A 13,798-nucleotide genomic window follows, 5' to 3' on the forward strand; every position below is an offset into this window, starting at 1 on the left:
CAGGGCTCCATCGCGCGACGGGGGCGGACGCCAGGAACAAGCCGGCAGGCGGAGGGGTACAGAGTCCGCGCCCGGGGCCCATAGTGGGAGAAGCCTTCGGAGCCCCGGACGGTGGCCCCGGACGGTGGCCCCGGAGTGCGACCGCCGCCGCGCTCATCGGCGGCGGTCGCAGCGGCCCGGGACACCCATGAGGACCCCCCTCGTGCCCCGGGCCGCTCCTCCGCCCTCCCACCGCGGCACGCTCCCGCGTGAAGGAAGCGTGGCGGCCGTGAAGGGCATACCGGACCCGCGCGTTCGCTGCGGTGAAAGAACGGATCCGGCAGCACTGTTTTCCACACACCTGCGGCTCGGTGACACACCGAGCGGATCAGGCGGGCCTGCCGAGGTCCGGGGCGGGTCCGTAACCGGCAGCCTAGATCCGTGCCCTTCGTCAGGCAACGGGACCCCATGCGCCTGACACCTCAACTGCCGCCCCGTGTGCGGAGGTTCACACCCGTACCGACGCGGCGGCGCGGGGCCGCACACGGCACACGGCACACGGCATGCGGCCCGACGGGTCACCGTGGACCGTCGCGTCGGGAAGTCAGGGGGCTGGGGCGCGGAGAAGCAGCCGCGGAACCGCCGGAAGGGCGGAAAAGGGCGCGGGGCCGCCGCGTACGGGTTTCTAGACCGCGGGGAGGAACGGCGTGCGGGGCCTGCCCCGCTCGTCGACGTCGTCCGCCGGGTCCTCGGGCGCGAGGACGACCGACTCGTCGAAGGCGGGGGCCTGGAAGGGGTTCATCGCCGGGGGCGGCGAGCCCTTCGTGGCGGGACGCACGGGCTCGGATGCGGAGAACAGCGAGGTCATCGCGGTGGATGCCTGCCTTTCGGTGATGTTGCGTGACTGAGGAGAGGTGCGTTGCCGCGCGCCGGTACGGCACTCGTACCGGTCCCCGTGGGCCATGGAGGGCCGACGGAGACCGGTACCGGCCGACGGTGGTCCGCAGTCACCCGCGGAGACCGTCGGTCTCAGAGTGTCGTCATCTTGGCGAACGGACTGGTGATCCGCTTCTGGAACGGACCGAAGTCCACGAGCACCGCGATCTCGTCCTCGATGCCGATGACCCGGCCGAGGCCGTGTTCATCGTGAGTGACCCTGTCCCCTACGGCGAACCGCTTGATGGGCGGCGCTACCGGGGCTTTGAAGGGGCTGGTAGGCAGGTTGCGCCGCGTGGCGGCTGGCTTTGTCATCTCCACCAGTATGCGCCTGTCGGCTCCTTCTTTGACCCTTCACAGCGATTCCACTTGGCGGCGTGGTCCGGAAAACACGGATGTGACGGGCTTCGTACCCCCTCCCATCCGCCCTCCGCGGCCGCTCCGAGACCGCTCCGGAACCCGTCGGGGCCCGGGCGAGGCCCCGGGAAGGCCCGGGCGAGGCGGTCCGTGTCCGCCGGACACGCGCCCGCCCGGGCCCGCGTCCTCAGTTCTCGACCCTCCCCGCCCTCAGTTCCACCCGCTCCCCGCGGAATCCGGCACGGAAGCGTCGGTCGTGCGAGACCACCACGACGGCGCCCTCGTACGCCGCGAGCGCCTCCTCCAGCTCCTCCACCAGGCTCAGCGCGAGATGGTTGGTGGGCTCGTCGAGGAGGAGCAGATCCGCCGGTGCGGTCACCAGGCGGGCCAGTTCCAGCCTGCGCCGCTGGCCGACCGAGAGCGAGGCGACGGGAACGGCCAGATCCTCCTCCCGGAAGAGCCCGAGGCCCAGCAGCTCCCCCGCGTACTCCTCCGGCTGCCCAGGGCGTCCGGCCGCGAAGGCGCCCAGCAGCGGCAGCCGTGGCGCGGCGGGCGGCAGCTCCTGCGCCAGGTAGCCGACGCGGCCCGTGGTACGCACGGTGCCCTCGTCCGGCGCGATGTCACCGGCCAGGACACGCAGCAACGTGGTCTTGCCCGCGCCGTTGGGCCCCGTCACCAGCAGCCGCCCGCCGGGCTTCACGCGCAGCCCGTCCACCCGCAGCCGGTCCCCGACCACGACCCCCTCCAGCTCGGCACCGGCCTCACTCGCGCCGGTCCCGTCGCCGCCCCCGTCGCCGGTGAGCGGCCTGGCGCGGAACGCGAGGGGGTCGGGAGGAGCCGGGACGGGGTTCTCGCGGAGCCGCCACAGGCGTTCCCTGGCCGCCCGCACCTGCCCGGACAGCTTCGCCTCGTGCGATCTGCGGTGCTTGCCGAAGCCCTGCCCCGGATCCTTGCCCGAGGCCGCCAGCCGCTGCCCCGAGGCGGCGACCAGCTCCTCCGTGCGGGCCACCTCCGTCAGCCACTCCTGGCGGCGCTGTTCCCAGCGCCACCGCGCGGCGGCCTTCGCCTTCCGGTAGCCGTCCCAGCCGTCCCCGTAGCGGGTCACCGAGCGGGTGTCGCGGTCGACGTCGAGGATCGTCGTGGCGATCCGCTCCAGGAAGGCACGGTCGTGGGTGACGGCCACGACGGTGCCGCGATACGCCCTGAGCCGGCCCTCCAGCCACTCGGTCGCACGCGCGTCGAGGTGGTTGGTGGGCTCGTCCAGGAGCAGCAGTTCGGGCGCCGAGGCCAGGACGCAGGCGAGCCCGAGCCGGGCCAGCTCCCCGCCGGAGAGCGACCCGAGCAGCCGCTCCCGGGTGACGTGGGCGAGCCCGAGGCCGTGCAGGGCCGCGTCCACCCGGGCTTCGGCCTGATAGCCGCCGCGTTCCTCGTACGCGGTCAGCAGATCGCCGTACGCGGCGACTTCCCCGGGCCCCGCCTCGCCGAGCGCCGCCTCCGCCGACGCGATGCGCCGCTCCAGGTCCCGCAGCTCGGACAGGGCCGCGTCGACGGCGTCGCGCACGCGGTCCCCGGGGGCGAGGCCGAGGGTCTGGGCGAGGTGGCTCACGCCGCCGGGGAAGCGAACGGTGATCTCTCCGGTGTCCGGCGGCTCGGCACCGGCCAGCAGCTTGAGCAGCGTCGACTTGCCCGAGCCGTTCTCGCCGATGACGGCGGCGCGTTCGCCGGGGCGCACGGTCAGCGACACCTGGTCGAGGACCGCACGGTCGCCGTACGCCTTGGATACGTCCTTCATGGTCAGTTGAGCGCGTTCGCGCATGGTTCTTTCCCTGATGTGACACGCCCGCGCGCCCGCGCACGGAGCGCGGGGGCGGCGGAGCTGGGGTCGGCCGGTCGCGGAAGAGGACATGCGGGGACCGCGCGCCGACCACGAGGGGTCAGCGGGTCACGCCGCGTCCGCGGCCGGAATCAGAGAAAGTAGAAGAACCTGGCCATGGCGCCGAGTGTAGGCACGCGCCATGTGCCCCGCCCAATGGTTTTCCGCTGGGATCAGGGGGTCGGAATGCCGCCGGGGCGTGCGGGGAGGCCGAAGCGGACGGGGACGCCCGGCGAGTACAGGACGCTGACGGGCTCACCGGCCGGAGCCGGCAGTCCGGCCGCCGTCACCAGGTTCTCGTCGCACTCGATCAGCTCGGCCCGGTGCAGCGGCCAGGTGGGGTGCGCGTTGGGGAGGTAGAGCTGGCGCCCCAGGAACGCGTTGTGCATACCCCAGCGTGCGGTCAGGAAGTGCTCCAGTTCCGTCGGCTCCTCGATGCGCGCGCCGACCCTGACGGTGATCCTGCTGTGCGCGCCACGCGGCCCCGGCCAGCGCCGGGAGCTGGCGTAGGTGAGGGTGCCGCTGTCCCTGTCGTGGCGTACGGCCATGCGCGACCACAGGTACGGGAGCCGGAACAAGGCGCGCGCGACGGCCACCGGGATCAGCCGGGAGGCGTCGAGGGAGCGGAAGACCACCCCGCGCCGTCCGTGCTCGTCCACCGAGTACAGGCGGACGTTGGTCTCGGGGAAGCTCCCCAGGTACGGCACTCCCGGCAACCGGAACCATCCGACCCGGTGCATCCGGAAGGCGACGAGACCGACGTACGTCACCCCCTCGTGCACATCGGGCGTGGTCCCCTCGGGCAGCAGCGGGGCGACATCGGCGGGATCGGCCGCCCAGTGGAGGAAGGCGAGATCGAGCCAGGACTGCGTGAGCAGGGGCGCGGAGGGGGAGCTGGGCGGGGCCGTCGTGATGGGCTGCGGGGGTTGCGGGGTGACCGGCATGGAGGGCACAGCGCCAGCATCGCAGGCCCCTCGGACACCACTCCGGCCCACCCCCTGACCCCGGCCCCCGGGCACTGACTGGCTCCCGGGCACCGTCCGCCACCGCCCGCCCCGTCGCCGCGCGTGCCGCCCCGTCGCGATCACGGAGCGGCACGCACCGTCACTCAGCGCTCAGCTTGCCTCGCCGCGGTCATGCGCCGGGCGCTCCCGGCGCATGCGCGAGAGGCCGGTTCTCAGTGGCGCTTGCGCAGCTTCCGCAGAAACTCCTTCGCCTGGGCACGTTTCCTGGGGTCGGCCGCTGCGCGCCTGCCCGAGTCCACGATCCGGCGCCCCTGCGGGCTCCGGGCGAACGCCTTGATACGGCTCACGATTCCTGCCATGACCCCTCCTCTCCCTTTCTCCCTCGCCCGCGGCGGCCGACGCCGCGGGCCACGGGCACGCCGCTGTCGGCGCGGCGCCCGTCCACCTCCTACCCCGGCGACCGCGGGTGATGTGTCCCACGGTGACCCACGCGCTCCCACGGACCCGCGCACTGATCGCGGATCCGTGCTACCTTCGTGTCAGTTGCAGTTTTGGTACCCATCATTTTTGTGCGCCTGACGGGATGTGACCCGCGGGCGTATTTTTGTTTACCGGTCATCTCCGGATGGGCTCATTGCGGCGACACGGATTCCGCGCGGTGCGGTTTCCGACTTTGCCCCCTATCGAAGGAGATTCGACATGGCACTCGGCACAGTGAAGTGGTTCAACGCGGAAAAGGGCTTCGGCTTCATCGAGCAGGAGGGTGGCGGCGCTGACGTCTTCGCCCACTACTCGAACATCGCGGGTCACGGTTTCCGTGAGCTCCACGAAGGCCAGAAGGTCAGCTTCGACGTCACGCAGGGCCAGAAGGGCCCGCAGGCGGAGAACATCGTTCCGGCTTGATCCCGGACTCAGTACGGTCGGGGCCCGCACCGCACGGTGCGGGCTCTGCCTGTCCACGCGGGCCGCTGACCCGCCACGACGCGCCGCGCCCCTCCGGGCTTCCGGCGCCGACGTCTCCCCCGGCGACGGACGACAACCGTCCGCCCGTCGGCGGGCAGCGCGACAGCCGCGGCTGCCCGAACTCGCGGTCCGGGGTACCGGACACCCCTCCGGGTGCCCCTCCGGTCCCCGTGCAGACCGCTTCCGAAGCTTCTCGTACGGTCTTCTCCGGCACGCTTCGGCCACCGTTTCCCGGCTCGTTCTTGCGATTCTTCGCGCGGCCTGTGCGCCGCCAAGTCTTCCTCGACACGCGCCGTATCGAGGAAGGTTCCACATGAACCGCAGTACACGTTCGCAGGACCGCGACCGCTATTCACGCGGTGGCGGCCACGCCGCGCGCGGCGGAAGGCCGGGCGGCAATGGCGGCGGCTTTGGCGGTGGCGGTGGCGGCCGTCAGCGCGGCAAGGCCACGCGCCGTCCCCGTTCCGCCGCTCCGCAGGGCGAGTTCGCCCTGCCCGAGACCAAGACCCCGGCGCTGCCCGCCGCCGCGACCTTCGCGGAACTCGACATGCCCGCGCCGCTGTTGGCCACGCTCACCCGGCTCGGGGTGACCGAGCCGTTCCCGATCCAGGGCGCGACCCTCCCCAACTCGCTCGCCGGCCGCGACGTGCTCGGCCGGGGGCGCACCGGCTCGGGCAAGACCCTGGCCTTCGGCCTCGCGGTCCTGGCCCGTACGGCGGGAGAGCGCGCCGAACCCGGGCGTCCGCTCTCCCTGGTCCTGGTGCCCACCCGCGAGCTGGCCCAGCAGGTCACCGACGCGCTCGCGCCCTACGCGCAGGCGCTGCGGCTGCGGGTCACCACCGTCGTGGGCGGCATGTCCATAGGCCGTCAGGCGGACGCGCTGCGCCGTGGCGCGGAGGTCGTCGTGGCCACCCCGGGCCGTCTCAAGGACCTCATCGGGCGCGGTGACTGCCACCTGGACCAGGTGCGGATCACCGTTCTGGACGAGGCCGACCAGATGACCGACATGGGCTTCATGCCGCAGGTCACAGAGCTGCTGTGCCAGGTGCGCGAGGAGGGGCAGCGGATGCTGTTCTCGGCCACGCTCGACAAGAACGTCGACAAGCTGGTGCGCAGGTTCCTCACCGACCCCGTCGTGCACTCGGTGGACCCGTCCGCCGGAGCCGTCACGACGATGGAGCACCACATCCTGCACGTCCACGAGACGGACAAGCAGGCCGCCACGACCGAGATCGCCGCGCGCGACGGCCGGGTGCTGATGTTCCTCGACACCAAGCGGTCCGTCGACCGGCTCACGCGCAGGCTGCTGGCCAGCGGGGTGCGGGCCGCGGCACTGCACGGCGGCAAGTCGCAGCCGCAGCGCAACCGGACGCTCGAACAGTTCAAGACCGGGCATGTGACGGTCCTGGTGGCGACGAACGTCGCGGCCCGTGGCATCCACGTCGACAGCCTCGACCTCGTCGTGAACGTCGACCCGCCCACGGACCACAAGGACTACCTGCACCGCAGCGGGCGCACCGCGCGGGCCGGGGAGTCGGGCAGCGTCGTCACGCTGATCACGGCCGAGCAGCGTCGGGAGATGTCCCGGCTCATGGCGACCGCCGGGATCACGCCGCAGATCACGCAGGTGCGCGCGGGCGACCCCGAGCTGGCCCGCATCACCGGCGCCCGGCCGCCGTCCGGGGTGCCCGTGACGATCGCGGCTCCGGTCGCCGAGCGGCCTCAGCAGCGCAGCCGTACCTCGACGCGCGGGCGTCGCAGCAAGCGGGCGCAGGTGCGGCGCGGCGGTCCCGCCGCGGGTGCGTCGGGCGCGCCCCGCCGCAGCGCCGCCTGACGGTGGCTGACGGAGGCTGACGGAGGCTGACGGGGCGACGGTAGCCGTCTGCGGGCGGTACGCCGTCAGCGCCGCAGCCCTGGTCGCGTGACCTTGAGGGTCCGGTCCGGTACTCACCGGGCCGGACCCTCCGCGCTTCCCGGGGCCGGAGTCTCGGCGGGTTCCGGCGTGGAGGACGCCGGAGCCGGGTCCTGTACCGGGTCAGGCGCGAAGGAGTGGGCGTACAGCAGTGTCACCAGGACCAGCACCATCGGCACCAGCATCGCGGCGCGGTAGTCCCAGGCGTCGCCGAGGGACCCGACCAGGGGCGAACCGATCAGGAATCCCACGTAGTTGAAGACGTTCAGCCGGGCGACGGCCGCGTCCGAGGCGCCGGGGAAGAGCCGTCCGGCCGCCGCGAAGGTCTGCGGGACGAGCACGCAGAGCCCCAGCCCGAGCAGCGTGAACCCGAGCATCCCCGTCCAGGCGCCCGGCGCTCCCGCGACGACGGCGAAGCCCACAGCGGCCAGGACGGTGCCGGCACGCACGACCGCGACGGCACCGAAGCGCCGCACACCGAGGTCTCCCAGCGAACGGCCCAGCAGTGTGGTCACCATGTAGACGTTGTACGGGACGGTCGCGAGCTGTTCCGAGCTGCCCAGCACGTCCTGGAGGTACTTCGCGCTCCAGTTGGAGACGGTCGAGTCCCCGATGTACGCGAACGTCATCACCAGGCACAGGGGCAGGAGCAGCCGGAACACCACCGGTGACGCCGGAGACGCCTTCCCCTGGTCCCCCGTTTCGGCCGGTTCTCCCGGCGACGCTGTGGCGTCCGCGTACCACCTGCTGCCCGCGAGCGCGGCGGGCAGCAGCACCACGACCACGGGCAGATACGAGACGAAGAGCGGCAGTTGGCCGTGCGCGCCCACCCAGGCCAGGGTCGCTCCGACGATGCCGCCGAGGCTGTACGCGGCGTGGAAGCCGAGCATGATGCTGCGTCCGTAGGCGCGCTGGAGGCTCACCCCGAGCATGTTCATCGAGGCGTCCAGCGCGCCCACGGCCAGCCCGAACGCGCCCAGTGCGACCGCGACTTCGGCCACCGTTTCGCCCGCGCCGACGCCCAGGAGCGCGAGCAGGACCACCGGCTGGGACCAGCGCAGCACATGGCTGGGCCGCACCCGTCGGACCAGGTGTTCCGTGCCGACGCTGGCGATCCCCGCGAGGACCGGCACCGCCGCCAGGAAGACCGGCAGGAGGGCGTCGGATATCCCGTACCGGTCCTGGATCGCGGGGATCCGGGTCACCAGCAGCGCGAAGGCGGCGCCCTGCGCGAAGAAGCTGAAGGCCAGCGCGGCCCGGCCACGGCGCATGCGTGTGCGTGCATCGGTCATGGCCGGACAGCGTATGGGCCCCCTCTACCGACCGGTAGAGGGATCACACCGGCTCTTCGCCGAGGTGGGGCAAGTGCGGGGAGGGGGCGGGGGCGGGAGCTCGGGCGGCTTCTACTGCTCGTAGGCGTCGACCAGTGCCTGCACGTCGATCTTCTTCATCTCCAGCATGGCCTTCATGACCCGGTTGGCCTTCTCGGGGTCGGGGTCGCTCAGCAGGTCCGTCAGGGTACGGGGACAGATCTGCCAGGACACCCCGTACTTGTCCTTGAGCCAGCCGCACGGCCCTTCCTGGCCGCCCTCGCTGAGCTTCGACCACATCTCGTCCACCTCGTCCTGGCCCGCGCAGTCGACGGTGAGGGAGATGGCCTCGTTGAAGGTGAAGTGCGGGCCGCCGTTCAGGGCGATGAAGCGCTGTCCCGCGAGTTCGAAGGTGACGGTCATGACCGTGCCCGGCTCTCCGGGCCCCGCCTCGCCGTAGCGGTTGACCTCAAGGATCCGGGAGTCGTCGAAGAGGGAGGTGTAGTAGTCCGCCGCCTCCTCGGCCTGCTTGTCGAACCACAGGGTCGTGATGATCTTCTGCATGGTGTCTTCTCCTCGTCTGCGGACTCCGTGTGTCCCACGGAGAAACGCCGTCGAGGAACAGACCGTCACGACGGGCGAAACTCACCGGTGCGCGGCGAACCGGGGCCAGGGGTGTCTCCCGGCCCATAGCCCATCGACGAGTACAGGGGATAGCTTGACGCCGCGTCACAAGGCGCAGGTGCGCGGGGAGAGCGGAGGCAGAGGTGACGCCGACGCAGCTCCGGGCGTTCGTGACCGTGGTGCGTCTCGGGTCGGTACGGAAGGCGGCCGTCGAACTGTCCGTTTCCGAGGCCGCGGTGTCGATGCACGTCGGCCAGTTGCGCAGAGAACTGGGCGACCGGCTCTTCACCCGTACCGGCGCCGGGCTCGCCTTCACGCCCGGCGGGTTACGGCTGGCCAGCAGAGCGGCGGAGCTGCTGGGGCTCCAGGACCGCACGCTCCTGGAGGTGCGCCAGGCGGGTTCGGGGCGCCGTCTGCTGCGCGTCGCGGCGTCGAGCCTGTTCGCGGAGCTGGCGGCACCCGGACTCATCGAGCTGTTCGCCGGTCGCGCCGCCGATCTGGACGTCGAGCTGAGTGTGCACGGCCCGGACGAGTTCGCGGCGTTGCTGCGCTCCCGGACCGTCGACATCGCGATAGGCCCCCGTCCGCCCGGCCTTGACGCAGCGCTCGTGTGCACGCCGTTCCTCAACTACCAGGTGATAGCCGTCGCGGGCGCGCGCCATCCGCTGGCCACGGTGCCCGCGAGCGTGAGCCAACTGCGCGGCCAGACCTGGCTGCTCGGCCCGTCGGCCGCTGCCAGCAGCGGACTGATGTCCGCGCTGATACGTCAGATCGGCGTGCCTGAGGACCATCAGCGGATCTTCCAGAGCCATGCGGCGGCGCTGGAGGAGGCCAAGCGGGGGAAGGGCGTGGCGCTGGCCACCTCCTTCGCGGTCTCGCAGGAGCTGGCGAGCGGTGATCTCCTGCGGCTGCCCGCCAAGTCCACCCGGGCACAGGGCGCATGGCACAGCGTCACGCTCCCGGACGGGGACGCTCCGCCGGTGGCGGCCGAGCTGACCCGCTTCATGACGACCCCGCGTGCGACGCAGGCGATGCTGCGGGGCGCGGGCGTCACGGCCGGACGGTTCCGGCCCGCCATCCACGTCACCCTGTGGAGCTGAGCCGCGGCGCGTGGCCTACCTGGTGATTTCGGCGATCACGGCCGCCAGCGCGCGGAAGGTGTCGCCGGGCAGCAGCGCGTCGCAGTGCGGCAGTGCCGCCGCCATGGCGGCGACGCGCGCCTCGAAGTCCGGGGCCCCGGCCCGTGGGTTCACCCAGATCACACGGTGGGCGCGACGGCGCAGCCGGGCCATGGCGGTGGCCAGCTCGCGCGGCGCGTCCGCGTCCCAGCCGTCGGAGGCGACGATGACGAGGGCGCCGCGCAGGGCTCCGCCGTGGTGGGAGGCCAGGAGCGTCCGCAGACTGCTCGCGATGCGCGTGCCGCCGAAACGGTCGGTGACCTGCTCCGTCGCCCTGTCCACCGCCTCTCGCGCCGAGTACTGGGCGAGCGCCGGGGTCAGCCGGGTCAGCGAGGTGGAGAACGCGAAGACCTCCGCTTCGGCGTGCCGCGCGAGCGCGTGCATCAGGTGCAGATACGCGACGGCCTGCGGCTGCATGGAGCGGCTGACGTCGCAGAGCATGACGACCCGCCTGGGCCGGTGCACGGGATCGGCGCGCACCAGCCGTACCGGCTCCCAGCCGGTGCGGCGCGCGCGGGCGATGGTGGGGCGCAGCACGATCCGGCGGCCGCCGCGCGCGGGCGCGTACCGCCGGGTCCGCCGCGTGGGCCATGCGCGGGTCGCGGCCCGCAGCCACTGGCCGAGCAGTGCGGTGCTGTCGGGCCCGAGCCGTCCGAACGGTACGTCAGCGAGTGCCGCGAGCGCGCTCGGCAGCCGCTCCGGGACGGTGGCCGGCTCCAGCCCTTCGGGCTCTCCCGGCTCCTGCGGTACGACCGGGCGTGTCGCCCAGGGCAGCGCGGGACGCGGCCGCTGCCCCGTGGGCGCCGTGCCCGGGGGCGAGTGCGGGGGCGGGGTGCGGGTGTCGTCCTGGGGGCGGGTGCTCCGGGGTGCCGTGCGACGGGCGTGCGGGTCGGTACCGAGGACCGCGCCGTCGAAGACTGCCGCGAACACCGCGTCGAAGGCGGGGAGTTCGGCGTGGGCGCGGACGAGGCAGACGCGTGCCGTCCAGTACAGCTCGGAGCGTGCGCGGGGTGGGGCGAGGGCCAGGGAGCGTACGAAGTCCTCGACGCGGGTGAAGCCCACCGGCACCCCGTATGCGCGCAGCCGCACGCCCAGCGCGACGGCGAAGGCGGCGCGGTCCACGCCCCGCAGGAGGGCGGGAGGCGCGGTGGGCGCGGTGGACACGGGGGGGGCCGCGTCAGCGGACGGCGACGTACACGAGCGCGGCGCCGACGAGGGCGAGGGCCACCAGCGCCGGGACCAGCCGCTTCGCGACGGAACCGCCCGCGAGACGGGTGAGGTCCAGCGGCCGGGGCGCCTCGGCCGGAGCCGGTGAAGGGGCGGGTGGAGGCGAGGGCTCGGGCACGGAGGAGGGCTCGGCGGGACGGGTGGCGTTCAGCTCGGCCTCCAGGTTGTCGGCGAACTGGCCGATCAGCTTGGCCGAGACCTCCTTGATCATGCCGCTGCCGAACTGGGCGATCTTCCCGGTGATGTTCAGCTCGGTGGTGACGGTGACGCGTGTGCGGGCGCCGTCGGCGAGCAGCCGCGCCTCGATGAGCGCGGACGCGTTGCCCGCGCCGCGTGAGTCCTTGCCCTTCGCGCTGATCACGGCGCGGTGCGCGCCGTCGTCCTTCTCGACGAACCTGGCCGTGCCCGCGTACTGGCTGACCACGGGGCCCACCTTGATTCGCACCTTGCCCGCGTACACCTCGCCGTCCACGCCCGTCAGTTGGGCGCCCGGCATGCAGGGGGCGATGCCTTCGAGGTCGGTGAGCACCTCCCAGGCATGCTCGACCGGGGCGCCGACGCTGAATTCGTGGTCGATCCTCATGGGTTCCTCCGTGTCCAGGTCAGGGGCCGGGTCCAGTCCACGTCCAGGGCCGGAAGCGGATCAAGGGGGCGACGGGTGGCCGAGTGCTTCGAGCGCCTCCGTGATCGCCGTACGGTCGTCGGGGCTCTTGGCGAGGGCGCTGAGGGTGCTGAGGATGTCGGCGCGTACGAGGCGGGACGCACGCAGCGCGGCGAGCGCCGAGACCCAGTCGATGGTCTCGGCCATGCCGGGGGCCTTGTCGAGGTCGAGCCGCCGTACGCGGCCGATGAAGTCGGTGACCGAGGCGATCAGCGGCTCGTTCGCCGCCGGCACCTTCCGCCGTACGATCTCCGCCGCCCGTCCTGCCTCGGGGAAGTCGATCCAGTGGTAGAGGCAGCGACGGCGCAGCGCGTCGTGCAGTTCGCGGCTGCGGTTGGAGGTGAGGACGACCACGGGCGGCCTGGCGGCGGTGAAGGTGCCCAGCTCGGGGACCGTGACGGCGGACTCGCCGAGGAACTCGAAGAGCAGCGCCTCGAACTCGTCGTCCGCGCGGTCGATCTCGTCGATCAGCAGGACGGGCGGTACGGGCCCGGCGTGCCGGATCGCCTTCAGTACGGGGCGGTCCTGGAGGAACTCCTCGGTGAACAGGTCGGCGTCGGTGAGTTTCTCGCCGCGTGACTCGGCGAGCCGGATGGCGAGCAACTGGCGCTGGTAGTTCCACTCGTAGAGGGCTTCGGCCGCTGTCAGTCCCTCGTAGCACTGGAGCCGGATGAGCGGGGTGCGGAGCGCGGCAGCCAGGGCCTTGGCCGCGGCCGTCTTTCCCACACCGGGTTCGCCTTCGAGCAGCAGCGGGCGGTCGAGGGCGAGCGCGAGGAAGAGCGCGGTGGCGGTGCCGTGGTCGACGAGGTGGTCGACCTCGTCCAGGCGGCGCTGAACCTCGGCCGCGTCCGCGAACCCGCCGTCCGGCACCCGCTACCTCCCCGCCGTCCGCGCCAGGCTGTCCCGGCACGCGGTGGAGCAGAACCAGTGGTCGGCGCCGTCCACACGCAGCTGCGGGGTGTCGGCCACGGGTGTCACCGTCATGCCGCACACCGGATCGGTGACCTCACCGGCCGTGACGGTGACGGCCGCTCCGGCCGCCTCGCCGCCCCCTCCCCCACCCGCCCTCAGCACGGCGACGAACTCCGCGAGGAGGGAGAGCGCGACCTCGGGCGCGCTGCGGGCGCCGATGTCGAGACCTGCGGGTGTGCTGATGCGGGAGCGCTCGGCCTCGGTCAGGCCGAGTCCGTCGAGGACCGCAGTGCCGCGACGGCGGCCCGCGACCAGCGCGATATGTCCGACCCCCGCGTCGAGCGCGGCCCGCAGCGCCGCCTCCTCGTCGCGGCCGTGGCTCGCGACGACCACGGCGGCGGTGTGCTCCGGCAGCGGGCCCGGCAGGGCGCGCGAGGTCGCGTACCCGAGCACGTCGGCCAGCGCCACGAACGCGTCGGCGACCGGCGTACGTCCGACGACCTCGATCAGCGGCGGCGGCAGCATCGGTTCGAGGAAGATCTCCAGCGCGCCCCCGGCCAGGCAGGGGTTCACCACGATGCGCGCGCCCGGTGATTCGGGGAAGGTGTCGGCGCCCTCCGGCAGCACCCGCAGCAGCACGGAGCCGCCGTCGCGCAGCGCGCCGAGGGCCGCCGTCCGGACGCTGTTCTCGGCGCACACGCCGCCGACGAAGCCGTCGATCGCGCCGTCCGCCAGCACGATCGCCTCGTCGCCGGGGTGTGCCGAGGTCGGCACCTGGGCGCGTACCACCTTGGCGTGCACGAACGGCACGCGGTTGGCTGCCAGTTCCCTGGCCCGCGCCGCGAGGCCCTGCCCCGTGAAGCCCTGTGCGGCACCCTCGCCACCCGTCATCACGTCCCAC

Annotated in this window: 14 protein-coding genes; 3 read left to right on the forward strand and 11 right to left on the reverse strand. The window is 72.9% G+C overall.

The window, feature by feature from the left end:
• Positions 1-664 precede the first annotated feature (664 nt).
• From ACYVOO_RS24865 to ACYVOO_RS24885, 5 genes are all read right to left on the reverse strand, one after another.
• The gene (locus ACYVOO_RS24865) at positions 665-847 is read right to left on the reverse strand and encodes a hypothetical protein (RefSeq protein WP_453347765.1); all 183 of its coding nucleotides are present in this window, start codon (positions 845-847) and stop codon (positions 665-667) included.
• Between the two features lie 161 nt (positions 848-1,008).
• A complete protein-coding gene (locus ACYVOO_RS24870) occupies positions 1,009-1,230 on the reverse strand; it encodes a CarD family transcriptional regulator (RefSeq protein ID WP_453347766.1) in 222 nt (73 codons plus the stop codon).
• A 229-nt stretch (positions 1,231-1,459) separates the two neighbouring features.
• The gene (gene abc-f, locus ACYVOO_RS24875; protein WP_461017908.1) at positions 1,460-3,088 is read right to left on the reverse strand and encodes a ribosomal protection-like ABC-F family protein; all 1,629 of its coding nucleotides are present in this window, start codon (positions 3,086-3,088) and stop codon (positions 1,460-1,462) included.
• Between the two features lie 230 nt (positions 3,089-3,318).
• Positions 3,319-4,089, reverse strand: coding sequence for a YqjF family protein (locus ACYVOO_RS24880; RefSeq protein ID WP_461018117.1), 771 nt, complete (start codon positions 4,087-4,089; stop codon positions 3,319-3,321).
• A gap of 233 nt (positions 4,090-4,322) precedes the next feature.
• On the reverse strand, positions 4,323-4,469 hold the full coding sequence (locus ACYVOO_RS24885; RefSeq protein WP_461017909.1) for a hypothetical protein: 147 nt from the start codon (positions 4,467-4,469) through the stop codon (positions 4,323-4,325).
• Positions 4,470-4,809: 340 nt separating this feature from the next.
• Between ACYVOO_RS24885 and ACYVOO_RS24890 the strand changes: the two genes are divergently transcribed.
• Together ACYVOO_RS24890 and ACYVOO_RS24895 are read left to right on the forward strand one after the other, a co-directional pair.
• Positions 4,810-5,013 carry a cold-shock protein gene (locus tag ACYVOO_RS24890; protein ID WP_453347769.1) on the forward strand — a complete coding sequence of 68 codons (204 nt, stop codon included), beginning with the start codon at positions 4,810-4,812 and terminating at the stop codon, positions 5,011-5,013.
• 373 nt (positions 5,014-5,386) lie between these two features.
• On the forward strand, positions 5,387-6,907 hold the full coding sequence (locus tag ACYVOO_RS24895; RefSeq protein WP_461017910.1) for a DEAD/DEAH box helicase: 1,521 nt from the start codon (positions 5,387-5,389) through the stop codon (positions 6,905-6,907).
• A gap of 113 nt (positions 6,908-7,020) precedes the next feature.
• On the opposite strand, the gene ACYVOO_RS24900 is transcribed toward ACYVOO_RS24895, so the two are convergent.
• Together ACYVOO_RS24900 and ACYVOO_RS24905 are read right to left on the reverse strand one after the other, a co-directional pair.
• The gene (locus ACYVOO_RS24900; RefSeq protein WP_461017911.1) at positions 7,021-8,277 is read right to left on the reverse strand and encodes an MFS transporter; all 1,257 of its coding nucleotides are present in this window, start codon (positions 8,275-8,277) and stop codon (positions 7,021-7,023) included.
• Between the two features lie 111 nt (positions 8,278-8,388).
• Entirely contained in the window at positions 8,389-8,859 is a 471-nt protein-coding gene (locus ACYVOO_RS24905; protein ID WP_461017912.1) for a VOC family protein, read from the reverse strand.
• 203 nt (positions 8,860-9,062) lie between these two features.
• On the opposite strand from ACYVOO_RS24905, the gene ACYVOO_RS24910 reads away from it, so the two are divergent.
• Positions 9,063-10,019, forward strand: coding sequence for a LysR family transcriptional regulator (locus tag ACYVOO_RS24910; protein ID WP_461017913.1), 957 nt, complete (start codon positions 9,063-9,065; stop codon positions 10,017-10,019).
• A 15-nt stretch (positions 10,020-10,034) separates the two neighbouring features.
• Here ACYVOO_RS24910 and ACYVOO_RS24915 read toward each other — a convergent pair whose 3' ends face one another.
• The 4 genes from ACYVOO_RS24915 to ACYVOO_RS24930 are packed head-to-tail and all read right to left on the reverse strand — an operon-like array spanning position 10,035 to position 13,788.
• Positions 10,035-11,261, reverse strand: coding sequence for a vWA domain-containing protein (locus ACYVOO_RS24915; protein WP_461017914.1), 1,227 nt, complete (start codon positions 11,259-11,261; stop codon positions 10,035-10,037).
• 13 nt (positions 11,262-11,274) lie between these two features.
• On the reverse strand, positions 11,275-11,907 hold the full coding sequence (locus ACYVOO_RS24920) for an SRPBCC family protein (RefSeq protein ID WP_461017915.1): 633 nt from the start codon (positions 11,905-11,907) through the stop codon (positions 11,275-11,277).
• Positions 11,908-11,967: 60 nt separating this feature from the next.
• A complete protein-coding gene (locus ACYVOO_RS24925; RefSeq protein ID WP_461017916.1) occupies positions 11,968-12,855 on the reverse strand; it encodes an AAA family ATPase in 888 nt (295 codons plus the stop codon).
• 3 nt (positions 12,856-12,858) lie between these two features.
• Entirely contained in the window at positions 12,859-13,788 is a 930-nt protein-coding gene (locus tag ACYVOO_RS24930) for an XdhC family protein (RefSeq protein WP_461017917.1), read from the reverse strand.
• Positions 13,789-13,798 lie beyond the last annotated feature (10 nt).

It is taken from the genome of Streptomyces daliensis (assembly GCF_054782395.1).

Excerpts from the sequence above, each read along its gene's own strand:
- ACYVOO_RS24870 (WP_453347766.1), bottom strand. The coding sequence starts at position 1,230 with ATGACAAAGCCAGCCGCCACGCGGCGCAACCTGCCTACCAGCCCCTTC.
- ACYVOO_RS24920 (WP_461017915.1), bottom strand. The coding sequence starts at position 11,907 with ATGAGGATCGACCACGAATTCAGCGTCGGCGCCCCGGTCGAGCATGCC.
- ACYVOO_RS24880 (WP_461018117.1), bottom strand. The coding sequence starts at position 4,089 with ATGCCGGTCACCCCGCAACCCCCGCAGCCCATCACGACGGCCCCGCCC.
- ACYVOO_RS24900 (WP_461017911.1), bottom strand. The coding sequence starts at position 8,277 with ATGACCGATGCACGCACACGCATGCGCCGTGGCCGGGCCGCGCTGGCC.
- ACYVOO_RS24865 (WP_453347765.1), bottom strand. The coding sequence starts at position 847 with ATGACCTCGCTGTTCTCCGCATCCGAGCCCGTGCGTCCCGCCACGAAG.
- ACYVOO_RS24930 (WP_461017917.1), bottom strand. The coding sequence starts at position 13,788 with ATGACGGGTGGCGAGGGTGCCGCACAGGGCTTCACGGGGCAGGGCCTC.
- ACYVOO_RS24890 (WP_453347769.1), top strand. The coding sequence starts at position 4,810 with ATGGCACTCGGCACAGTGAAGTGGTTCAACGCGGAAAAGGGCTTCGGC.
- ACYVOO_RS24895 (WP_461017910.1), top strand. The coding sequence starts at position 5,387 with ATGAACCGCAGTACACGTTCGCAGGACCGCGACCGCTATTCACGCGGT.
- ACYVOO_RS24905 (WP_461017912.1), bottom strand. The coding sequence starts at position 8,859 with ATGCAGAAGATCATCACGACCCTGTGGTTCGACAAGCAGGCCGAGGAG.
- ACYVOO_RS24885 (WP_461017909.1), bottom strand. The coding sequence starts at position 4,469 with ATGGCAGGAATCGTGAGCCGTATCAAGGCGTTCGCCCGGAGCCCGCAG.
- abc-f (WP_461017908.1), bottom strand. The coding sequence starts at position 3,088 with ATGCGCGAACGCGCTCAACTGACCATGAAGGACGTATCCAAGGCGTAC.